Source organism: Pantoea dispersa (assembly GCF_019890955.1).
Classification (GTDB): domain Bacteria; phylum Pseudomonadota; class Gammaproteobacteria; order Enterobacterales; family Enterobacteriaceae; genus Pantoea; species Pantoea dispersa.
Genome location: NZ_CP082346.1, coordinates 1,781,964 through 1,802,896 on the forward strand (window position 1 = coordinate 1,781,964; position 20,933 = coordinate 1,802,896).

20 protein-coding genes are annotated in these 20,933 nt (G+C 58.2%); 12 read left to right on the forward strand and 8 right to left on the reverse strand.

The window, feature by feature from the left end:
- Window positions 1–159: 159 nt before the first annotated feature.
- Together K7H94_RS08180 and K7H94_RS08185 are read left to right on the forward strand one after the other, a co-directional pair.
- Complete coding sequence (locus K7H94_RS08180; RefSeq protein WP_222951941.1) at window positions 160–1,008, forward strand: hypothetical protein; 849 nt, start codon at window positions 160–162, stop codon at window positions 1,006–1,008.
- 45 nt (window positions 1,009–1,053) lie between these two features.
- A complete protein-coding gene (locus K7H94_RS08185; protein WP_058757506.1) occupies window positions 1,054–1,674 on the forward strand; it encodes a LysE family translocator in 621 nt (206 codons plus the stop codon).
- A gap of 3 nt (window positions 1,675–1,677) precedes the next feature.
- On the opposite strand, the gene cmoB is transcribed toward K7H94_RS08185, so the two are convergent.
- From cmoB to K7H94_RS08200, 3 genes are all read right to left on the reverse strand, one after another.
- Window positions 1,678–2,646 (reverse strand): tRNA 5-methoxyuridine(34)/uridine 5-oxyacetic acid(34) synthase CmoB, encoded by a 969-nt coding sequence (cmoB, locus tag K7H94_RS08190; protein WP_021509962.1) that lies wholly within the window; start codon window positions 2,644–2,646, stop codon window positions 1,678–1,680.
- The gene (cmoA, locus tag K7H94_RS08195) at window positions 2,643–3,371 is read right to left on the reverse strand and encodes a carboxy-S-adenosyl-L-methionine synthase CmoA (protein ID WP_021509963.1); all 729 of its coding nucleotides are present in this window, start codon (window positions 3,369–3,371) and stop codon (window positions 2,643–2,645) included. Before cmoA ends, cmoB begins: the two co-directional genes overlap by 4 nt.
- A 78-nt stretch (window positions 3,372–3,449) precedes the next feature.
- Complete coding sequence (locus K7H94_RS08200; protein ID WP_222951942.1) at window positions 3,450–4,271, reverse strand: DUF72 domain-containing protein; 822 nt, start codon at window positions 4,269–4,271, stop codon at window positions 3,450–3,452.
- Between the two features lie 230 nt (window positions 4,272–4,501).
- Here K7H94_RS08200 and aspS point away from each other — a divergent pair, with 230 nt between their 5' ends.
- From aspS to ruvB, 6 genes are all read left to right on the forward strand, one after another.
- The gene (gene aspS / locus K7H94_RS08205) at window positions 4,502–6,283 is read left to right on the forward strand and encodes an aspartate--tRNA ligase (protein ID WP_222951943.1); all 1,782 of its coding nucleotides are present in this window, start codon (window positions 4,502–4,504) and stop codon (window positions 6,281–6,283) included.
- Window positions 6,283–6,714 carry a dihydroneopterin triphosphate diphosphatase gene (nudB, locus tag K7H94_RS08210; RefSeq protein ID WP_059009760.1) on the forward strand — a complete coding sequence of 144 codons (432 nt, stop codon included), beginning with the start codon at window positions 6,283–6,285 and terminating at the stop codon, window positions 6,712–6,714. The genes aspS and nudB overlap by 1 nt, the downstream gene beginning before the upstream one ends.
- 240 nt (window positions 6,715–6,954) lie before the next feature.
- Complete coding sequence (locus tag K7H94_RS08215; protein WP_021509967.1) at window positions 6,955–7,698, forward strand: YebC/PmpR family DNA-binding transcriptional regulator; 744 nt, start codon at window positions 6,955–6,957, stop codon at window positions 7,696–7,698.
- 37 nt (window positions 7,699–7,735) lie between these two features.
- Entirely contained in the window at window positions 7,736–8,263 is a 528-nt protein-coding gene (gene ruvC, locus K7H94_RS08220) for a crossover junction endodeoxyribonuclease RuvC (protein ID WP_021509968.1), read from the forward strand.
- Between the two features lie 154 nt (window positions 8,264–8,417).
- A complete protein-coding gene (gene ruvA / locus K7H94_RS08225) occupies window positions 8,418–9,032 on the forward strand; it encodes a Holliday junction branch migration protein RuvA (RefSeq protein ID WP_021509969.1) in 615 nt (204 codons plus the stop codon).
- Window positions 9,033–9,040: 8 nt separating this feature from the next.
- Window positions 9,041–10,045, forward strand: a complete 1,005-nt coding sequence (gene ruvB, locus K7H94_RS08230; protein ID WP_021509970.1) for a Holliday junction branch migration DNA helicase RuvB — start codon at window positions 9,041–9,043, stop codon at window positions 10,043–10,045.
- Window positions 10,046–10,051: 6 nt separating this feature from the next.
- On the opposite strand, the gene znuB is transcribed toward ruvB, so the two are convergent.
- The gene (gene znuB, locus K7H94_RS08235; protein ID WP_021509971.1) at window positions 10,052–10,837 is read right to left on the reverse strand and encodes a zinc ABC transporter permease subunit ZnuB; all 786 of its coding nucleotides are present in this window, start codon (window positions 10,835–10,837) and stop codon (window positions 10,052–10,054) included.
- A complete protein-coding gene (gene znuC, locus K7H94_RS08240; RefSeq protein WP_058757534.1) occupies window positions 10,834–11,589 on the reverse strand; it encodes a zinc ABC transporter ATP-binding protein ZnuC in 756 nt (251 codons plus the stop codon). Before znuC ends, znuB begins: the two co-directional genes overlap by 4 nt.
- A 77-nt stretch (window positions 11,590–11,666) precedes the next feature.
- On the opposite strand from znuC, the gene znuA reads away from it, so the two are divergent.
- From znuA to lpxM, 3 genes are all read left to right on the forward strand, one after another.
- Window positions 11,667–12,638, forward strand: a complete 972-nt coding sequence (znuA, locus tag K7H94_RS08245) for a zinc ABC transporter substrate-binding protein ZnuA (protein WP_222951944.1) — start codon at window positions 11,667–11,669, stop codon at window positions 12,636–12,638.
- Window positions 12,639–12,652: 14 nt separating this feature from the next.
- Window positions 12,653–13,981 carry a murein DD-endopeptidase MepM gene (gene mepM / locus K7H94_RS08250; RefSeq protein WP_031280193.1) on the forward strand — a complete coding sequence of 443 codons (1,329 nt, stop codon included), beginning with the start codon at window positions 12,653–12,655 and terminating at the stop codon, window positions 13,979–13,981.
- 127 nt (window positions 13,982–14,108) lie between these two features.
- Entirely contained in the window at window positions 14,109–15,083 is a 975-nt protein-coding gene (gene lpxM, locus K7H94_RS08255) for a lauroyl-Kdo(2)-lipid IV(A) myristoyltransferase (protein WP_058757512.1), read from the forward strand.
- Window positions 15,084–15,127: 44 nt separating this feature from the next.
- Here the strand turns inward: lpxM and K7H94_RS08260 are convergent, their stop codons facing one another.
- The 3 genes from K7H94_RS08260 to K7H94_RS08270 all read right to left on the reverse strand — a co-directional run bounded on the left by K7H94_RS08260 (window position 15,128) and on the right by K7H94_RS08270 (window position 18,875).
- Complete coding sequence (locus tag K7H94_RS08260; protein WP_058757513.1) at window positions 15,128–16,363, reverse strand: MFS transporter; 1,236 nt, start codon at window positions 16,361–16,363, stop codon at window positions 15,128–15,130.
- 92 nt (window positions 16,364–16,455) lie between these two features.
- Window positions 16,456–17,898: a pyruvate kinase gene (pyk, locus tag K7H94_RS08265; RefSeq protein ID WP_222951945.1), complete on the reverse strand. Its 1,443-nt coding sequence runs from the start codon at window positions 17,896–17,898 to the stop codon at window positions 16,456–16,458.
- Window positions 17,899–18,005: 107 nt separating this feature from the next.
- Window positions 18,006–18,875: a MurR/RpiR family transcriptional regulator gene (locus K7H94_RS08270; protein WP_031280194.1), complete on the reverse strand. Its 870-nt coding sequence runs from the start codon at window positions 18,873–18,875 to the stop codon at window positions 18,006–18,008.
- A 373-nt stretch (window positions 18,876–19,248) separates the two neighbouring features.
- On the opposite strand from K7H94_RS08270, the gene zwf reads away from it, so the two are divergent.
- Window positions 19,249–20,724 (forward strand): glucose-6-phosphate dehydrogenase, encoded by a 1,476-nt coding sequence (gene zwf / locus K7H94_RS08275; RefSeq protein WP_021509979.1) that lies wholly within the window; start codon window positions 19,249–19,251, stop codon window positions 20,722–20,724.
- Window positions 20,725–20,933 lie beyond the last annotated feature (209 nt).

The following is a 20,933-nucleotide window of genomic DNA, read 5'->3' on the forward strand; positions in this document are numbered from 1 at the left end:
ATTTTGCCGCGCAGCACGCCGAAAACCTGACGTGATGTTTGCAAGTACCAAACCCCAGTTCCTTGCTGGGGTTCTTTTTGTCTGCCGCTTCGCCATGAATAGCGCATTGGTGAAAAAGATGCTTTGATTACTCTATGGCTTAACGCGCGGATAACGCTGATGAAATCCCTCCCTTATGCTGTTGTGATTCTGCTGTTCCCCGTTGCCGGCGCGGCGCTGGCCGCCAGCAGCACCTGCCCGCCGCTGAGCAAAAACATCACCAGCAGCAACAACTGGATTATGCTGGGCGGCGATGCCAAAGGCGCGGTGCGCCAGGTGGTGGCCGGGGAGTTTGGTAAAGACGTCAACTCGCAGAAGCGCGTGCTCGGGCAGTTTGACCAGTGCGGCGATCTGATGGTGGCTGACATCACCTATGACAAAAGCGAAGGCAAGGTGGTGCTGAGCATGGAGCAGCACATCGCGCGCGTGCAGCGCGGCTGGGTGGCTGACTATGCTTATCTGGTTAAAGTGACCCGCGCGGGCAAAGAGGAAGTGGTGGATAACCGGCAGGGCACTATCAGCTGGCAGATGGGGCAACACGGCAACATCATCAGCGCCTCGGACAAATTCACCAGCATGGGGAAAGAGGGCTTTACTGATACCATTTACCGCTACGATAAACACTTCCGGCTGGAAAAAAGTATTGCGCGCGGCAGCGATGAACTGACCAACGGCGAGAATACCTGGCGCTGGAATCCGCAGGGGCTGGTGGTGGCATCCACCAGCGCGCGCAGCAAAGAGACCTACAGCTACGATAATCAGTGGCGCGAACTGCGGCTGCACGGCACCTCGACCACGCCGGTCAGCACTTTGCGCTCGGTGGATGAGTGCCAGTTGTGGGACGAGGTGGGCAATTGCACGCTGAGCTATTTGCATGAGACCGAAGTGTTTGCCAAAGGCACCATTGAGCGGCATCTGAGTTCGGCCTACAAATATCAGTACTGGGATCGTCCGGCGACGGACAATTGATGCGCCGTCGCGTATGCTGTTCTGTGCACAACCCGGGAGCCCATCATGACACTGATTATTTCATTCCTTTTCGCTATTACCCTGCTCACGCTGACACCCGGCTTCGATACCGCGCTGGTGCTGCGTTCAGCGGCTGCGCAGGGCTGGCAGCGTGCCTCGGCGACGGCATTGGGCGTTACGCTCGGCTGTCTGGTGTGGGGCGTGGCGGTCGGGCTGGGCTTAGGCGCGCTGCTGCTGGCTTCGGAAATGGCTTATAACCTGCTGAAAGGCATCGGTGCCGTGTACCTGCTGTATCTCGGCGTCAGACTGCTGCTCAACCCGCGCAGCACGGTGGCCAGCGGGCAGGAGGGGCAAAAGCGGGAAGAGCGCTATCTGACCTGCTTCGCGCGTGGCCTGACCGGTAACCTGCTCAATCCGAAAGTCGGGGTTTTTTACGTCACTTTTCTGCCGCAGTTTATCCCGGCCGGCGGATCGGTGGCGCTGTGGTGCACACTGATGGCGCTCACCCACATGGTGATTGGCTTAGTGTGGAACGCGGTATTGATTAGCGGCAGCCAGTACTTTGCTGGTCATCTGCGCCGTCCGGCAGTGTTAAAAGTGATGGATCGCCTGACCGGCTGCGTGTTTATTGGTTTCGCCGCGAAGCTGGCGCTGTCGCGGCGTTAAGCGTTACGGTTTGCGCGCCACCAGCACGGCACGCAGCGGGGCAGGATAGCCTTCAATCGTTTTGCTGCTGTCGTGCGGATCGAGGAACTCCGCCAGCGATTCGCTGGTCATCCAGTCGGTGCGACGCTGCTCTTCCACCGAGGTGATGGCGTAATCGGCAATGCGCACATCGACAAAACCGCACTTCTCAAGCCAGTTTTTCAGCGCCGCCGCAGACGGAATAAAGTAAACGTTGCGCATCTGCGCATAGCGTTCACCCGGAACCAGCACCGCGTTTTCATCGCCTTCAATCACCAGCGTCTCCAGCACCAGTTCGCCGTCGCTGACCAGCTGATTTTTCAGCTGCAGCAGATGGTCGAGCGGCGAACGCCGGTGATAGAGCACGCCCATGGAGAACACGGTATCGAACGCCTGCAGCGCCGGTAGTTGCTCAATGCCCAGCGGCAGCAGATGCGCACGGCGATCGTCACCCAGCAGCTTACGCACCGCTTCGAACTGGCATAGGAACAGCTGCATCGGATCGATACCGACCACCAGCTGCGCGCCGGCACCAATCATGCGCCACATGTGATAACCGCTGCCGCAGCCCACATCCAGCACGGTTCGACCGGCCAGCGAAGAGATATGCGGCAGCACGCGGTCCCACTTCCAGTCGGAGCGCCATTCGGTGTCGATATCGCAGCCGTAGAGCGAAAACGGCCCTTTGCGCCACGGCATCAGGTTACGCAGCAGCTTTTCGATGCCGGCGCGCTGGCGATCGGTTAACGCATCATGCTGCGCGCTGACGCTGTGCAGCAGATCGAGCTGCTGCGGCACCAGCAGCGGCAGATTGTCGACCGACTTCTCCCAGTTGCGAAAATGTCCGTGCAGGTTTTCACGCTGCCAGGCGGCGACCTGCGCTGGCAACACTTCCAGCCAGCTGGCGAGCGGGCCGGTGGCGATTTGCTGATAAAAACGGCCAAAATCAATCATTTCAACGCCACCAGTGAGCCAAAGTTAAAGCACTGGAACCACAGCTCGGCGTGGGCAAAGCCAGCGCTTTTCAGACGGGCTTTATGCGTTTCCACGCTGTCCGTCAGCATCACGTTCTCCAGCATGCTGCGCTTCTGACTGATCTCCAGCTCGCTGTAGCCGTTGGCGCGCTTAAAGTCGTGGTGCATGTTGAACAGCAGTTCGCCGACGTCGGCATCTTCAAAGCTGAACTTTTCCGACAGCACCAGCGCACCGCCCGGATTGAGGCCGGCGGCGATTTTCTGCAGCAGCGTCAGGCGCGCGTCCGGCTCAAGGAACTGCAGGGTAAAGTTGAGCACCACCAGTGAGGCGTTTTCGATGTGGACATCGCGGATATCCGCTTCCAGCACCTGCACCGGCGTAGCGGCGCGGAAGGCGTCGATGTGACGGCGGCAGCGTTCCACCATCGCCGGCGAATTATCGACGGCAATAATCTGGCAACCCGGTGCCTGAATATTGCGGCGCACCGCCAGCGTGGCCGCGCCCAGCGAGCAGCCGAGATCGTAAACCTGGCTGTTGGGCTGTACAAAGCGTTCTGCCAGCATGCCAATCATCGAAATGATGTTGGAGTAACCCGGCACCGAGCGCTGAATCATATCGGGAAAGACTTCAGCCACGCGCTCGTCAAAGGTCCAGTCGCCCAGTTTATCGATGGGCGCGGAGAATAGCGTATCGCGGTCAGACATAATGAATTATCCGGAGAGAAAACGGAAAGGGCGCTATTCTGGCAGAAACTGCCGCAGGCTGCACCCGTTTCCCTGCGTTTAGAACAGGCTGGATTGCTGTGGCCAGGCGGGCAGCGGGCGCAGCGTCGGCTCCAGCTGTTGCAGCTGCGGCCACAGCGCCTGTAGCAGCGGAAACACCGCGCCCATATCCGGCGTGTGGATGAACAGCAGCGGGTCGCTGTCGTGCTGCCAGTCCGCCAGTTTTTGCTGCCAGACATCAAACAGTGGCAGGCTCTCCTCCACGCTGTCGCTGCCGATAAAGCGCACCATCGGCTGTCCGGCAGTGCGCACCGCGTGCGTCGGCACGCGCGGCTTTTGCGCGCGCGCATGCACGGCGGCCGGGCTGAGCGAGGCAGAGGCGTGCACCGGACGGCTGTCGAGAATCACCCGATTAACCCCGCGCTGATGCAGGCCGCGATTCAGCGCGCGCTCGGCTTCGCCTTTGGCAAAAAAGGCCGCATGGCGCACTTCCACGCCATAGTGAAAGCTGCGCGGCAGGCGATCGAGAAACGCCCATAAATCTGGCAGCTGCGCCGGTGAAAAGGCGGCGGGCAGCTGCAGCCAATACTGGCCGATGCGCTGGCTGAGCGGATCCAGCAGGCGCAGAAATTCATTCACCAGCTCATCGCAGTTCTTCAGCGCCGCTTTGTGGCTGATGGTGTCAGGAAATTTAAAGCAGAAGCGAAAGGCGTCGTCAGTCATGTCATACCAGCGCTGCACCACTTCCGGTTTGGGTAGCGCATAAAGCGTGGTATTGCCTTCGACGCAGCCGAACAGCCGGGCGTAATCCGCCAGGGTTTCGATACCCAATACTTTCCAGTTGGCGTGCTGCCATTGCGGTAATCCAATACGAAGTGTCAAAACTGCTCCTGCCTGCTGTGGCGCGGAAAATGCGCCGTACGTTACCTGGTTTTGCCTCGGGCAGGAACCGATCGCGCGGCAAACGCTGACGATTTGTCCGCTTTGCGCGGGATCTGCTTATCCTGCCTGCCATTTTCCATTATAATAGCCGCCTTTTTTGCGGCAGCATCTCAGAAGGTTACGCGGCCTGATGCTGTCTGGCAGCAGCGGCGAAGTTAAAAGGATACGTTATGCGTACAGAATATTGCGGACAGCTCAATCTGTCTCATGTGGGTCAGCAAGTTACTCTCTGCGGCTGGGTCAATCGCCGTCGCGATCTCGGCAGCCTGATTTTTATCGACATGCGTGACCGCGAAGGTATCGCGCAGGTGTTTTTCGATGCCGATCATCAGCAGGCTTTCCAGCTGGCGTCTGAACTGCGTAATGAATTCTGTATCCAGATCACCGGTACTGTGCGTGCGCGTGAAGAGAAAAACCGCAACAGCGACATGGCCACCGGTGACATCGAAGTGTTCGCCCATGAGCTGAACATCATCAACCGCGCAGAACCGCTGCCGCTGGACTCTAACCAGACCAACAGCGAAGAAGCGCGTCTGACCTATCGCTACCTCGACCTGCGTCGTCCGGAAATGGCGCAGCGTCTGAAAACCCGTGCCAGAATTACCAGCTTCGTGCGCCGCTTTATGGACGGTGAAGGCTTCCTCGACATCGAAACCCCGATGCTGACCAAAGCCACGCCGGAAGGCGCGCGTGACTACCTGGTGCCGAGCCGGGTGCACAAAGGTAAATTCTACGCGCTGCCGCAGTCACCGCAGCTGTTCAAACAGCTGCTGATGATGTCTGGTTTTGACCGCTACTATCAGATCGTTAAATGCTTCCGTGATGAAGACCTGCGCGCAGACCGTCAGCCGGAGTTCACCCAGATCGACGTGGAAACCTCGTTCATGAGCGCTGAGCAGGTACGCAGCGTGATGGAGCAGATGATCCGTGAACTGTGGCTGGACATCAAAGGCGTCGACCTCGGTGACTTCCCGCAGATGACCTTCGCCGAAGCGATGAACCGCTATGGTTCCGATAAGCCAGACCTGCGTAACCCGATGGAGCTGGTGGACGTTGCTGACCTGCTGAAAAACGTCGAATTCCAGGTGTTCGCCGGCCCGGCAAACGACCCGAAAGGTCGCGTCGCGGCGCTGCGCGTGCCGGGCGGTGCCGCCCTGACGCGTAAGCAAATCGACGAATACGGCAGCTTTGTTGGCATTTACGGTGCCAAAGGTCTGGCGTGGATGAAGATCAATGCGCGCGCCAGCGGTTTCGACGGCGTGCAGAGCCCGGTGGCCAAATTCCTGACGCCGGCGATCGTTGAAGCTATTCTGCAGCGTACCGACGCGCAGGACGGCGACCTGATCTTCTTCGGCGCCGACCGTGCCAAAGTGGTGGCGGATGCACTGGGTGCACTGCGCCTGAAAGTGGGCCGTGATCTGCAAATCACCAATGATAAAGCCTGGGCTCCACTGTGGGTGGTCGACTTCCCGATGTTCGAAGAGGACGACGAGGGCGGCCTGGCGGCGATGCACCATCCGTTCACCTCGCCAAAAGCGCTGACGGCGGAACAGCTGGCGGCCGATCCGACGCAGGCGGTGGCGAACGCCTACGATATGGTGATCAACGGTTATGAAGTGGGCGGCGGTTCAGTGCGTATCCACAGCGGCAATATGCAGCAGACGGTGTTTAGCATTCTGGGCATCAGCGAAGAAGAGCAGCGTGAGAAGTTTGGCTTCCTGCTGGATGCGCTGAAGTTCGGTACCCCGCCGCACGCAGGTCTGGCATTCGGTCTTGACCGTCTGACCATGCTGCTGACCGGCACCGACAATATCCGCGATGTGATTGCGTTCCCGAAAACCACCGCGGCGGCCTGTCTGATGACCGAAGCGCCAAGCGAAGCCAACCCGGCGGCGCTGGCGGACCTCGGTATCCAGATCGCGCCGAAGAAAGTCACTCCAGAGACGAAATAATGGGCTATAAACACCCGGTATCGGTGCTGGTGGTGATTTTTGCGCAAGATACCGGCCGGGTGTTAATGCTGCAGCGGCGTGATGACCCCAGCTTCTGGCAGTCGGTTACCGGCAGCCTGGAGCCGGGTGAAACGCCGGCGCAAACGGCGCAGCGCGAAGTGGCTGAAGAGCTGGCGATTGATATCGCCGCAGAGGGGCTGGTGCTGGAAGATTGCCACAAACAGATTGAGTTTGAGATCTTTCCGCACTATCGCCATCGTTATGCGCCGGGCATCACGCATAACCGGGAACACTGGTTCCGGCTGGCGCTGCCCGCCGAACGCCAGCCAGTGCTGAGCGAGCACCTCGCCGCACAGTGGCTGACACCGGCCGCCGCCGCCGCACTAACCCGCTCGTGGAGTAATCGTCAGGCAATCGACGAATTTATCTGAATGCCCGCCACCGCGCGTTTTTCCGGTGGTTTATCGTTAAATTACAGACATACGGTGTAAGTCGAAAGATTTGCACCGCTAAAATAGAACAGTCAGGCGTCATCGGCGCAGCAAGGTTGTTCACCGCCAGCGCACAGCAACCGGAGCGTACATGAGTACGTGAGGATTGCGCGCACTGCCGGGGAACAAGATTGCCAGCAAGATAGCCTGCACCCTGTTAAAGATCGGAGAATATGTAAGATGGCTGGACATAGTAAATGGGCGAATACGAAGCACCGCAAAGCGGCTCAGGACGCCAAGCGCGGTAAAATCTTCACCAAAATCATTCGCGAGCTGGTGACAGCGGCCAAGCTGGGCGGTGGCGATGCCGGCTCCAACCCGCGTTTGCGCGCAGCGATGGACAAAGCACTGTCCAACAACATGACGCGTGACACCATGAACCGTGCTATCGCGCGCGGCGTCGGCGGTGAAGATGACAGCAACATGGAAACCATCATCTATGAAGGTTACGGTCCGGGCGGCTCTGCGGTGATGGTGGAGTGTCTGAGTGATAACCGTAACCGTACCGTGGGCGAAGTGCGTCACGCCTTCAGTAAAACCGGCGGTAACCTCGGCACCGACGGTTCGGTATCTTACCTGTTCAGCAAGAAAGGCGTGATCTCCTTCGCGCCAGGCCAGGACGAAGATGCTGTGATGGAAGCGGCGCTGGAAGCCGGTGCAGAAGATGTCGTGAGCTATGACGATGGCGCGATTGACGTCTTTACCGCGTGGGAAGAGCTGGGCAGCGTGCGCGATGCACTGGAAGCCACCGGTCTGAAAGCCGACAGTGCTGAAGTGTCGATGATTCCATCAACCAAAGCGGAACTGGATGCCGAGACGGCACCTAAACTGCTGCGTCTGATCGACATGCTGGAAGATTGTGATGATGTGCAGGAAGTTTACCATAACGGTGAAATTTCTGATGAGGTAGCGGAAACGCTGTAATGGCGTTACGCAATCCCCTGCAATACGGAGACGCGCTATGGCGATAATACTCGGGATTGACCCCGGCTCGCGCGTCACCGGCTACGGTGTCATCCGCCAGACCGGCCGCCAGCTCAGCTATCTGGGCAGCGGCTGTATCCGCACTAACGTCACCGATCTGCCTTCCCGCCTCAAACTGATTTACGCTGGCGTCAGCGAAATCATCACCCAGTTCGCGCCGGATTACTTCGCCATTGAGCAGGTGTTTATGGCGAAGAACGCGGATTCGGCGCTCAAGCTGGGGCAGGCGCGTGGCGCGGCAATTGTCGCAGCAGTCAACCTTGATCTGCCGGTGTTTGAGTATGCGGCCCGTCAGGTGAAGCAGACGGTAACCGGCATCGGCAGCGCGGAAAAAAGCCAGGTGCAGCACATGGTGCGCACGCTGCTCAAACTACCGGCCAATCCGCAGGCGGATGCCGCCGATGCGCTGGCCATCGCCATCACCCATTGCCACGTCAGCCAGAATGCGGCGCGCATGAGCGACAGCAAACTGGTGCTGACGCGCGGACGTTTGCGATCCGGTTAGCAAAAGCGTGGCCATTCAATAGGCTGGATATGCATCCAGCCTTTTTTATGATATACATAGCCGACATTTTACCTCCAGCAGGCGCGCGGTTGAGCGCGGTGTGGCAGGAGGCCGATGATTCAGACGCTTACACATACACTAAGGAATTGCTCAGGTGATTGGTCGTTTACGAGGCATTATTCTGGAAAAACAGCCGCCGCTGGTGCTGATTGAGGCGCACGGTGTGGGTTACGAAGTGCACCTGCCAATGACCTGCTTTTACGAGCTGCCGGACATCAACCAGGAAGCAATTATCTTCACCCAGTTTGTGGTGCGGGAAGATGCGCAGCTGCTGTTCGGGTTTAACAGTAAGCAGGAACGGGCGCTGTTCCGTGAGCTGATCAAAGTCAACGGCGTCGGGCCCAAACTGGCGCTGGCGATTCTTTCCGGCATGTCAGCGCAGCAGTTTGTCACGGCGGTGGAGCGCGAAGAGATCGCCTCGCTGGTGAAGCTGCCGGGCGTGGGCAAGAAAACCGCTGAGCGTCTGGTGGTTGAGATGAAAGATCGCTTCAAAGGTATGCACGGCGACCTGTTTGGCGGCGACTCGGCGTTTACCCTGACCACACCGTCGGCACAGCAGGATAACAATGACGCCGAGGCTGAAGCAGTTGCGGCGCTGGTAGCGCTGGGTTATAAACCGCAGGAAGCCAGCCGTATGGTCAGCAAGGTTGGCAAACCAGATGCGGATTGTGAAACCCTGATTCGCGAAGCCCTGCGCGCTGCTATTTGAGGTAATGCATGATTGAAGCCGACCGCCTGGTCTCGGGCAGTTCTTTCACTGAGGAAGAGAGCCTCGACCGCGCTATTCGCCCCAAACTGCTGACGGAGTATGTCGGGCAGCCGCAGGTGCGCGAGCAGATGGAGATTTTCATCCAGGCCGCCAAACTGCGCGGCGATGCGCTGGACCACCTGCTGATCTTTGGTCCGCCCGGGCTGGGCAAAACCACGCTGGCCAACATCGTGGCTAATGAGATGGGCGTCAATCTGCGCACCACGTCCGGTCCGGTGCTGGAAAAGGCCGGTGACCTGGCGGCGATGCTCACCAACCTTGAACCGCACGACGTCCTGTTTATCGATGAAATTCATCGTCTGTCGCCGGTAGTGGAAGAGGTGCTGTATCCGGCGATGGAAGATTATCAGCTGGATATCATGATCGGTGACGGACCCGCAGCGCGCTCGATCAAACTGGATTTGCCGCCGTTCACCCTGATTGGCGCTACCACCCGCGCAGGCTCGCTCACCTCACCGCTGCGCGATCGCTTTGGGATTGTGCAGCGCCTGGAGTTCTACAATGTGCCGGATCTGCAGCACATCGTCGGACGCAGCGCCGCCTGCCTGGGGCTGACGCTGAGCGAAGAGGGCGCGCTGGAAGTGGCGCGCCGTGCGCGCGGTACGCCACGTATCGCCAACCGCCTGCTGCGCCGTGTACGTGACTTCGCCGAAGTGCGCGCCAGTGGCAACATGAGTGGCGAAGTGGCCGCCAGCGCGCTGGATATGCTCAATGTGGACAATCAGGGCTTCGACTATATGGACCGCAAGCTACTGCTGGCGATCATCGACAAGTTCATGGGCGGTCCGGTGGGGCTGGATAATCTGGCGGCGGCGATTGGTGAGGAGCGTGAAACCATTGAGGACGTTATCGAACCCTTCCTGATCCAGCAGGGCTTTATTCAGCGCACGCCGCGCGGCCGGATGGCCACGCAGCACGCCTATAAGCATTTCGGCATCAGCCGCGAAGAGTAACCGGCGTCACGCCGCCGGTTTTTTTGCCATGCTGATAATGAACAGTACCGCAGCACACAGCACCACCGACGGACCGGCCGGGGTGTCGTAGCTGGCAGAGAAAGTCAGGCCACCAGTGACGGCAATGATGCCGATGAGCACCGCAAAGCCGGCCATCTGTTCTGGCGAACGCGAGAAGCGTCGCGCCGTGGCGGCCGGAATGATCAGCAGTGAAGTAATGATCAGCGCGCCAACAAATTTCATCGCCACACCAATGGTCAGCGCGGTTACCAGCATCAGCATCAGGCGGGTACGCTGAATGTTTACGCCGTCCACCTGCGCCAGCTCCGGACTGATGGTCATCGACAGCAGCGAACGCCATTGCCACGCCATCACCACCAGCACGATTGCCACGCCGCCCGCCATCAGCGACAAATCATCCGGGGTGATCGCCAGCAAATCGCCAAACAGATAGGCCATCAAATCAACGCGCACGCCCTGCATCAGACTGACCACCACCAGACCCAGCGACAGCGCGCTGTGCGCCATAATCCCTAACAGCGTATCGATCGCCAGATGCGGGCGTCGCTCCAGCCACACCAGCCCGAGCGCCAGGCACACTGTCACCAGAATCACCGCATAATAGGGGTTCACATTCAGCAGCAGACCAAACGCCACGCCGAGCAGAGAGGCGTGGGCGAGGGTATCACCGAAATAGGACATGCGGCGCCAGACGACAAAAGAGCCGAGCGGACCGGCCGCCAGGGCCAGCAATACGCCGCCCAGCCAGCCGGGTAATAACAGTTCAATCATGACGGGCCGTTTCCTTTGCGCAGAACAATGCGTCCCTGTAAATCGTGACGGTGATTATGGTGATGGCGGTAGATCGCCAGCTGCTGTGCGCCGCGCGGGCCAAACATGGCGATAAATTCCGGATGCTGCGAGACGGCTTCCGGCGTGCCGGAACAGCAGATGTGATGGTTGAGGCACAGCACTTCGTCGGTCTTTGCCATCACCAGATGCAGGTCGTGCGACACCATCAGCACGCCGCAGTTGAGCTCGCGTCGCAGTTGATCGATCAAGTCGTAGAGCGCCACCTGGCCGTTAACATCCACGCCCTGCGTCGGTTCGTCCAGTACCAGCAGCTGCGGCTGGTTGAGCAGGGCGCGCGCCAGCAGCACGCGCTGCGTTTCGCCACCAGACAGTTTTTGCAGCGGTGACTGCAGCAGATGGCCGGCCTGCACCCGCTTCAGCGCCGGCAGAATAGCGTCACGGCGACTGCCGCGCGTCAGACGCATAAAGCGCTCTACGCTGATCGGCAGCGTCGGATCGATGTGCAGCTTTTGCGGCACATAGCCAATACGCAGCCCCGGCGCGCGGCGGACGCTGCCGCTGTCTGGCGTGAGCAGGCCGAGTACCGTGCGCACCAGCGTGGACTTGCCGGCTCCATTGGGACCCAGCAGGGTGAGAATTTTGCCCGGCTGCAGCGACAGGCTGATGCCTGCCAGCACCGCGCGCTGGCCAAACTTCACCGAAATGTTTTCGAGTGTAACAAGTGACGACATGATATTTACGGGTTGCATTGAATTTCGAATGTTATAATATCACATTCCATCACCTGGTCACGATGGAATGACGCATTATGTTACACAATAAAAAGCGCCTGGCTTTTACCCTTTCTGCGGCGACGTTAAGCCTCGCCACCACGTTTTCCGCGCAGTCTGCGGTGGTGGCTTCAATCAAGCCTCTCGGATTTATCGCAGCCGCCATTGCCGATGGCATTACGCCGGTTGAAGTATTGCTGCCGGACGGTGCCTCAGAGCACGATTATGCCCTACGGCCATCCGATGTAAAACGTATTAAAAACGCTGACTTAGTGGTATGGACCGGTCCGGAGATGGAAGCCTTTCTGACGAAGTCCGCCGGGGAGTTACCGGCCAGTAAAAACCTCGAAATTGCCGCCTTGCCTGGCGTAAAACCGCTATTGATTAGCGGTGGTGAAGATGAGGACGAACATGAGCACGGTCACGATCACGACCATGACTCAGACAATTCTGAGAACCAGGACCCGTCTCATACTCATCATCACCACGGCGAGTTTAATATGCACCTGTGGATGTCGCCGGAGATTGCGAAACAATCTGCTGTTGCAATCCACGGAAAATTATTGGAACTTATGCCGCAAAGCAAAGCCAAACTTGACGCCAACCTGCAGCAGTTTGAGGCACAATTGGCGGACACAGACAAACGGATTGGCGCACAACTCGCGCCGGTACGGAACAGGGGTTATTTCGTTTTTCACGACGCTTACAGCTACTTTGAGAAACATTACGGTTTATCACCATTAGGTCATTTTACCGTCAATCCTGAGATCCAGCCGGGCGCCCAGCGTTTACATCAAATACGAACACAGTTGGTTGAGCAGAAAGCAGTCTGCGTTTTTGCTGAACCACAATTCAGGCCGGCGGTCATCGATGCCGTGTCTCGCGGAACCAGCGTGCGTAAAGGCACCCTCGACCCGTTAGGCATGGGAATCAGCTTAACCAAAGACAGCTACGTGAAATTCCTCTCACAGCTGTCAAGCCAGTATGCGAGCTGCCTGAATGGAGCATAGAGGAATAGGTAAAAGTGCAGCAGATAGCCCGCTCTGTCGCCCTCGCATTTAATAATTTGCCGCGCCCCCACCGCGTTATGCTGGGGTCACTTACCGTTGTTACACTGGCCGTCGCTGTCTGGCGGCCTTACGTCTATCATCCCCGCGATGTTGCGCCCATCGTGAAAGACATCACGCTGGACAAAAACGAGCTGCGCACGCTGCTGCCGGAAGCCAGTGAACCGATCGATCAAACCACGGCGGAACCGGAAGACGAGATACCGTCGGATGACATCGACAAAGACGTGCCGGTTAATCCCGATCAGCATGATTACACCGTTTCCTCAGGCGATACGCTGAGCAGCGCGCTTAATCAGTACGGTATCGATCTCGGTGACATCAACGCGCTGGTCAGCAGCGACAAGAGTTTGCGTAATCTGCGCGTGGGGCAGCAACTGAGCTGGACGCTGGATGCTGATGGCGCGCTGCAGGACTTCACCTGGGAGATCGATCGGCGTGAAACCCGCACCTATGCGCGTCAGCCGAACGGCAGCTTTAAGATGCAGCAGGAGATGCAGAAGGGTGAATGGCAGAACAGCGTTCTGAAAGGCGAAGTGCGCGGCAGTTTCGCCGCCAGCGCCCAGCGCGCCGGCCTGACCAGCGCCGAAACCAGCAGCGTGATTAAAGCCATGCAGTGGCAGATGGATTTCCGCAAACTGCGCGCCGGCGATGACTTTAGCGTACTGATGTCGCGCGAGATGCTGGACGGTAAAAGTGCGCAGAGCCAGCTACTCGGCGTGCGCCTGCGCACCGGCGGTAAAGATTACTACGCGTTCCGCGCGGAAGACGGCAAGTTCTACGACCGCAACGGCTCCGGTCTTGCGCGGGGCTTCATGCGCTTCCCGACGGTCAAGCAGTACCGTGTCTCGTCAAACTTCAATCCGCGCCGCCTGAATCCGGTGACCGGGCGCATCGCGCCGCACAAAGGCGTCGATTTTGCGCTGCCGATTGGTACGCCTGTGCTGGCCGTCGGCGATGGCGAAGTGGTGATCGCGAAAAACGGCGGAGCCGCCGGCAACTACGTCGCGATCCGTCACGGTCGCCAGTACATGACCCGCTACATGCATCTCAGCAAAGCGCTGGTGAAACCGGGACAGAAAGTGAAACGCGGCGATCGCATCGCGCTTTCCGGTAACACCGGTCGCTCCACCGGACCGCATCTGCATTATGAAGTGTGGATCAACAACCAGGCAGTCAACCCGCTGACGGCGAAATTGCCGCGCATGGAAGGGCTGACCGGTAAAGATCGCAGCACCTATCTGGCGCAGGTGAAGAGTTATCTGCCACAGCTGACGCTGAAATAACGTTAATTTCCGGGCAAACGCGCAAAAACCGACGGATTCTTCGTCGGTTTTTTGCTATCTGGCCTGTGAAGATTGCAAAATTACCTGCCGTCACTATTATTGAGCCGTCATTGTCAGAGGCGAGTGCATGGAAACCCGAAAAAAAAATAACAGTGAGTTTATTCCCGTTTTTCAACGTTCTTTTTTAAAGCCGAAATACTGGGGCAGCTGGCTGGCGATTGGTGCGCTGGCCGGTATGGCGATGCTGCCAGCCAGGGTGCGTGATCCGGTGCTGGGCGGGCTGGGTAAGTTTGCCGGCAAGCTGGCGAAAAGTGCGCGCCGCCGTGCGCTGATCAATCTCTATTATTGCCTGCCGGAGCTCAGCGAAGCGCAGCGCGAAGAGATTGCTGATCGTATGTTTGCCACCGCGCCGCAGGCGATGGTGATGATGGCCGAGCTGGGGATGCGTAATCCTGAACGCGTGCGCCAGCGCGTTGAGTGGCACGGCCGCGAGATCATTACGGCGCTGCAGGAGAATCATGAGAACGTGATTTTCCTCGTGCCGCACGGCTGGGGCGTGGATATTCCGGCGATGCTGCTGGCCTCGGAAGGTCAGATGATGGCGGCGATGTTCCACAATCAAAGCGATCCGCTGATGGATTATATCTGGAACACCGTGCGTCGCCGTTTCGGCGGCCGCATGCACGCGCGCAACGACGGCATCAAACCGTTTATCGCCTCGGTGCGTCAGGGCTATTACGGCTACTATCTGCCGGACCAGGACCACGGTGCTGAGCACAGCGAGTTTGTCGATTTCTTTGCTACCTATAAAGCGACATTGCCGGCGGTCGGGCGTCTGATGAAAGTATGCCGCGCGCGCGTAGTGCCGCTGTTCCCGGTGTATAACAGCGCGACGCACAAGCTGGAGATTTATGTGCGCCCGCCGATGGACGATTTGCTGGATGCCGATGACACCACGCTGGCGCGGCGCATGAACGAAGAGGTGGAAATCTTCGTGCGCCCGCATCCGGAGCAGTACACGTGGATTCTCAAACTGCTGAAGACGCGTAAAGAAGGGGATATTGAGCCTTACGCGCGGAAGGATTTGTACCCGCGTAAATAGCTAACGCGTGCTGAACCGTGCCGCCCGGCACGGTTCGTCATCACTCATTCGACGCTTGTCAGGCGACTGCGCCGCTTACGCTCGCGCAGGAACAGCGTCACCAGGCCAAACCACAACACGCCGGCGACGAAGTTGATTGCGCTGAACCACGGCGTACCGCCGCTGAAATAACCGCTTTTTGCCACTTCAATCCCTGCCGCCAGCGTCAGAATGCTGATCATCCCCAGCATGGCGGCGATGCTGCCTTTACCTTCGCTGCTGGAATAGAGCGTCAGCCGGTACAGCCCGGCGTTGACCATCCCGGCACCAAACGCATACAGGCTAAGGCCGGCGGTGAGCAGCAGGTAACTGTGGCTGTTGAGCAGGTTCGCCACCAGCGCGATGCTCAGGCCGAGCAGAATCGGCCAGGCGGCAAATTTAACCGGTTGCTCGATGGCCACGCGTCCCGCCAGTTTGCCCAGCGTCAGGTTACCGGCAATCATCGCCAGAAACACCGGTAATTGCAGCAATGCATACTGCAGGCGGGATAAGCCCTCTTCATGCATCAGAATCACCGGCGACAATGCCACCCAGGTAAGAATCGGGATGAACACCAGGCCGATAGCGAAGGAGCCGTACATCACCTGCTTATCGCGCGCCAGCCGTCCGTAGCCGCGCGCCAGGTTCGGTAACGCAATGGAGTGGCTGCGATCGCCGGCGGTTTCCGGCATGATGCGCCACAACACCACAAACGCCAGCAGGCTGCAAACCGCAAACAGCCAGAACATGCTGCGCCATTCGCCCACCGTGAGCCAGGCGGCACCGGCCAGCGGACCCGCCAGCGGTGCCAGCAGCGCCACGTTAGCCATCAGCGCCATCATGCGCACAGCTAACGCCTCGTCAAACGCCTCCTGCACTGCGGCATAGCTTACTGCGCCAATGAAGCACAGGCTGATGCCCTGGATAAAGCGCAGCGTAACGAACTGTTCGATGTTGCTCACCCAGGTGGTGAGAACACAGGCGGCGGCAAAGAACAGAATGCCGAACAGCAACACCGGACGCCGGCCATATTTATCCGACAGCGGACCGAGTAGCCACTGCAGCACCACGCCGCCCATCAGATAGGCAGTGAGTGAGGTGGATACCCATTCCGGGCCGACGTTAAACTCGGCGGTGACCAGCAGCATGCCGGGCTGAATCATGTCATGGGCGATGTAGGTCGCGAACTCAAACAACACCAGCGCGAGCGGAAACAGCAGCACGCGCCCGGTGAGTTGACTGATGGGTTGATAGCGGGCCATCTGGCCTCCTTGTCAGTGAAAAATAAAACGCGACTGCCAGGCAGTCGCGTTTGTCCATGTTGTTACAGCCGCTGTCAGGAGGTGCGTAAAACTCAGTCTACGCGCAGGACACGGCTGGTGTTGGTGGTGCCGGTGGTCGCCATCACGTCGCCCTGGGTGACAATCACCAGATCGCCGGAGACGAGGAACCCTTTGTCGCGCAGCAGATTAACCGCATCGTGCGCGGCGGCGACACCATCGTTGTTGCTGTCAAAGAACACCGGCGTCACGCCACGGTACAGCGCGGTCAGGTTCAGGGTACGTTCATGACGTGACATTGCGAAGATCGGCAGACCGGAAGTGATGCGCGACGTCATCAGTGCGGTACGGCCAGATTCGGTCATGGTAATGATGGCCGACACGCCCTGCAAATGGTTAGCGGCGTACATCGCCGACATGGCAATCGCTTCTTCGATGTTGTCGAACTGCACGTCCAGGCGGTGTTTGGATACGTTCACGCTTGGAATTTTTTCCGCGCCGAGACACACTTTCGCCATCGCCGACACGGTTTCCGCCGGATACTGACCGGCCGCCGTTTCCGCCGACAGCATCACCGCATCGGTGCCGTCCAGCACGGCGTTTGCCACATCCATCACTTCCGCGCGGGTTGGCATCGGATTGGTGATCATCGACTCCATCATCTGGGTAGCCGTAATGATGGTGCGGTTCAGCTGACGCGCACGACGAATCAATGCTTTCTGAATGCCCACCAGCTCCGGATCGCCAATTTCCACGCCGAGATCGCCACGGGCCACCATCACCACGTCGGAGGCGAGGATGATGTCGTCCATCGCTTCCTGCGTTGCCACCGCTTCAGCACGCTCCACTTTCGCCACCAGTTTGGCGTCGCAGCCGGCATCGCGTGCCAGACGACGCGCGTAGTTCATGTCTTCGCCGTTACGCGGGAACGAGACCGCCAGATAGTCGACGCCAATTTTCGCCGCGGTAATGATATCCAGCTTATCTTTTTCGGTCAGCGCTTCAGCCGACAGGCCGCCGCCGAGCTTGTTGATGCCTTTATTGTTGGAGAGCGGGCCGCCGACGGTCACTTCGGTGAAGACTTTCACCCCCTGAACTTCCAGCACCTTCAGCTGCACACGGCCGTCGTCCAGCAGCAGGATATCGCCCGGCACCACATCTTCCGGCAGGCCTTTATAGTCGATACCGACTTTCTCTTTGTCGCCTTCGCCTTTGGTCAGGTTGGCATCCAGCAGAAAGCGGTCACCGACATTGAGGAAAACTTTGCCTTCTTTGAAGGTTGATACGCGAATTTTAGGGCCTTGCAGATCGCCAAGAATGGCGACGTGACGACCGAGTTTGGCCGCAATCTGCCGCACTTTATCGGCGCGCAGTTGATGATCTTCCGGGGTGCCGTGGGAGAAATTGAGTCGCACAACGTTAGCGCCCGCCGCGATGATTTTTTCGAGGTTGTTGTCGCGATCGGTGGCTGGGCCGAGGGTTGTAACGATCTTGGTTCTTCTGAGACGTCTGGACATGAAGGACTCCGTTGACAAAGTATCGTGTCGATCACAAGTGACACGCAATGGTCACTCATTCTATATGATCGAGGGGCTGTGATTCGACTCACATTGTGAATGTGATGTTAATTATTTTGCTGTGCACGTGATTCCGGTGCCGGCTTTTCGAGGCGCGACGCTTTCAGCGCCTCTTTTACCCGCTTCAGATTCTCGCGGAAAGCGGTACCGCGCTCCAGGGTAAAACCGGTTGCCAGTACGTCAACCACGGTGAGCTGCGCCAGGCGGGAAACCATCGGCAGATAGATGTCGGTATCTTCCGGTACATCCAGCGTCAGCGCCAGCGTGGCTTCATCTGCCAGCGGCGATCCGGGCGAGGTGATAGCCAGCACGGTGGAAGCGTTTACACGCGCCAGGCGAGCCAGTTCTATCATATTTTTGGTGCGGCCAGTATGCGATATCAGAACAAACACGTCATTTGGTCCACTATTTATGCAACTCATGCGCTGGATCACAATATCCTCAGACCAGATGACGGGCAGATTAAAACGCAGAAATTTATTGGTGGCATCATGCGCCACCACCGCCGAGGCGCCAAGACCAAAGAAGGCCACTTTATGCGCCTGCGACAATGCCTGCACCGCCTGAGCCACCACTTGCATATCCAGCTGCTGACGCACGCGGCTGAGTCCCGCCAGCGCGGAATCAAAAATCTTGTGACTGTAGCGTTCTACGCTGTCATTTTCTTCGACATCGCGACTGACCCAGCTCGGTCCTTTGGCCAGACTCTGTGCCAGCTGCAGCTTGAAATCGGGAAAGCCGCGCGTGCCCATGCGGTGACAGAAGCGGTTCACCGTCGGTTCGCTGACCTGCGCCGCCTGTGCCAGCGTGGCAATGCTCGAGTGCATCGCCTGCTGCGGCGCGGCCAGAATCTGTTCTGCCACTTTGCGTTCTGATTTGCTCAGCGCGGCCAGCTGCGCCTGTATTTGATCCAGCATGTTGTTAACCCGATGACCATCAATCACTTTTTTGCGTTCACCCGTGCGTGAAATCGCTGCCAATTATGCGGAATATACCGTGTAATAGCCTGACGTACGCAGCGGCGGACAAATGTAACCGCGCTTTTTTTGTCATACTTTGATCGCTGCCGGGTTTTCGCCCGACAAACATCGAAACAGAAAAAGGCGCGTTAGCGCACTTCGCAACACGTTAAATGCGCCCCGGCGGTGCAGGATAATCACCTGTAACCGACCGCAGCCGGGTTGTCCTGGCGCGGTGAAAAAAGTACATTGTGCTGTAAGAAAATTACAATAAGGACCCGGCAGGATGAGGACGCTCAGGCCGGGTATATCCTGCAACGAGGAGAGGAAAATGGCGGTAACACAAACAGCCCAGGCATGCGATCTGGTGATTTTCGGTGCCAAAGGCGATCTTGCACGCCGGAAACTGTTGCCTTCACTGTATCAGCTGGAGAAAGCCGGTCAGATTCACGATACCACGCGCATTATTGGCGTGGGTCGCGCGGAGTGGGACAAAGAGGCCTACACCAAAGTGGTGCGTGAAGCGCTGGAAACCTTCATGAAGGAGAAGATTGACGAAGCGCTGTGGGACAAACTCAGCGGCCGTCTCGACTTCTGCAACCTCGACGTTAACGACACCTCGCACTTCTCGAAACTGGGCAAGATGCTGGATCAGAAAAACCGCGTCACCATCAACTACTTTGCCATGCCGCCGAGCACCTTTGGCGCCATCTGTGAAGGCCTGGGCGCCGCTAAACTCAACGCCAAACCGGCGCGCGTGGTGATGGAGAAGCCGCTCGGCACCTCGCTGGAGACCTCGCAGGAGATCAACGACAGCGTCGGTAAATTCTTCGATGAAAGCCAGGTGTTCCGTATCGACCATTACCTTGGTAAAGAGACGGTGCTCAACCTGCTGGCGCTGCGTTTTGCCAACTCGATTTTCGTCAATAACTGGGACAACCGCACCATCGACCACGTGCAGATCACCGTGGCGGAAGAGGTGGGTATCGAAGGCCGCTGGGGTTACTTCGATAAAGCCGGCCAGATGCGTGACATGATCCAGAACCACCTGCTGCAGATCCTGACCATGATCGCCATGTCGCCGCCGTCCGATCTCAGTGCCGACGCGATTCGTGATGAGAAGGTGAAAGTGCTGCGCTCGCTTCGCCGCATTGACCAGACCAACGTGCGCGAGAAAACCGTACGCGGTCAGTACACTGCCGGTTTTGTGCAGGGCAAAAAAGTGCCGGGCTACCTGGAAGAAGAGGGAGCTAACAAGCAGAGCAGCACCGAAACCTTCGTCGCCATCCGCGTGGATATCGATAACTGGCGCTGGGCGGGCGTGCCTTTCTACCTGCGCACCGGTAAGCGTCTGCCGACCAAGTGCTCAGAAGTGGTGGTGTACTTCAAAAACCCGGAAATGAACCTGTTTAAGGACTCTTACGCCGAGCTGCCGCAGAACAAGCTGACGATTCGTCTGCAGCCGGATGAGGGCGTGGATATTGAGATCCTCAATAAGGTGCCGGGTCTCGATCACAAGCACAAGCTGCAGACCACCAAGCTGGATCTGAGCTACTCCGAAACCTTCAATCAGTCGCATCTGGCGGATGCCTACGAGCGTCTGCTGCTGGAAACCATGCGCGGCATTCAGGCACTGTTTGTGCGCCGCGATGAAGTTGAAGCGGCGTGGACCTATGTCGATTCGATTATTGAAGCGTGGAATGCGGATGGCGACGCCTCCAAACCGTATCAGGCCGGCACCTGGGGCCCGGTCGCGTCGGTGGCGATGATCACCCGCGACGGCCGTTCGTGGAACGAGTTTGAATAACCGCTCCTGCATCGCTGACTAAGTGATTCATGATAACGCCCCTGCGCTCTTTGCCAGGGGCGTTTTGTTTTTAGTCAGCGAGGGTTTACCCTGGTCGCCATGAATGGCGACTCTGCAGACGGATGCGGAATGATGCGCACCAGGCAATCATTCAAAAATGAACCGCGGTTTCAAAAATTGATGATATCCAATAGACGTCCGTCCGGCCG

Coding starts and splice junctions, on each gene's coding strand:
- K7H94_RS08270 (WP_031280194.1), bottom strand. CDS start 18,875: ATGCTGGATCAAATACAGGCGCAGCTGGCCGCGCTGAGCAAATCAGAA.
- aspS (WP_222951943.1), top strand. CDS start 4,502: ATGCGTACAGAATATTGCGGACAGCTCAATCTGTCTCATGTGGGTCAG.
- cmoB (WP_021509962.1), bottom strand. CDS start 2,646: ATGATTGATTTTGGCCGTTTTTATCAGCAAATCGCCACCGGCCCGCTC.
- nudB (WP_059009760.1), top strand. CDS start 6,283: ATGGGCTATAAACACCCGGTATCGGTGCTGGTGGTGATTTTTGCGCAA.
- znuA (WP_222951944.1), top strand. CDS start 11,667: ATGTTACACAATAAAAAGCGCCTGGCTTTTACCCTTTCTGCGGCGACG.
- zwf (WP_021509979.1), top strand. CDS start 19,249: ATGGCGGTAACACAAACAGCCCAGGCATGCGATCTGGTGATTTTCGGT.
- ruvB (WP_021509970.1), top strand. CDS start 9,041: ATGATTGAAGCCGACCGCCTGGTCTCGGGCAGTTCTTTCACTGAGGAA.
- cmoA (WP_021509963.1), bottom strand. CDS start 3,371: ATGTCTGACCGCGATACGCTATTCTCCGCGCCCATCGATAAACTGGGC.
- K7H94_RS08185 (WP_058757506.1), top strand. CDS start 1,054: ATGACACTGATTATTTCATTCCTTTTCGCTATTACCCTGCTCACGCTG.
- ruvC (WP_021509968.1), top strand. CDS start 7,736: ATGGCGATAATACTCGGGATTGACCCCGGCTCGCGCGTCACCGGCTAC.
- znuB (WP_021509971.1), bottom strand. CDS start 10,837: ATGATTGAACTGTTATTACCCGGCTGGCTGGGCGGCGTATTGCTGGCC.
- pyk (WP_222951945.1), bottom strand. CDS start 17,898: ATGTCCAGACGTCTCAGAAGAACCAAGATCGTTACAACCCTCGGCCCA.
- K7H94_RS08180 (WP_222951941.1), top strand. CDS start 160: ATGAAATCCCTCCCTTATGCTGTTGTGATTCTGCTGTTCCCCGTTGCC.
- znuC (WP_058757534.1), bottom strand. CDS start 11,589: ATGTCGTCACTTGTTACACTCGAAAACATTTCGGTGAAGTTTGGCCAG.
- K7H94_RS08215 (WP_021509967.1), top strand. CDS start 6,955: ATGGCTGGACATAGTAAATGGGCGAATACGAAGCACCGCAAAGCGGCT.
- lpxM (WP_058757512.1), top strand. CDS start 14,109: ATGGAAACCCGAAAAAAAAATAACAGTGAGTTTATTCCCGTTTTTCAA.
- K7H94_RS08260 (WP_058757513.1), bottom strand. CDS start 16,363: ATGGCCCGCTATCAACCCATCAGTCAACTCACCGGGCGCGTGCTGCTG.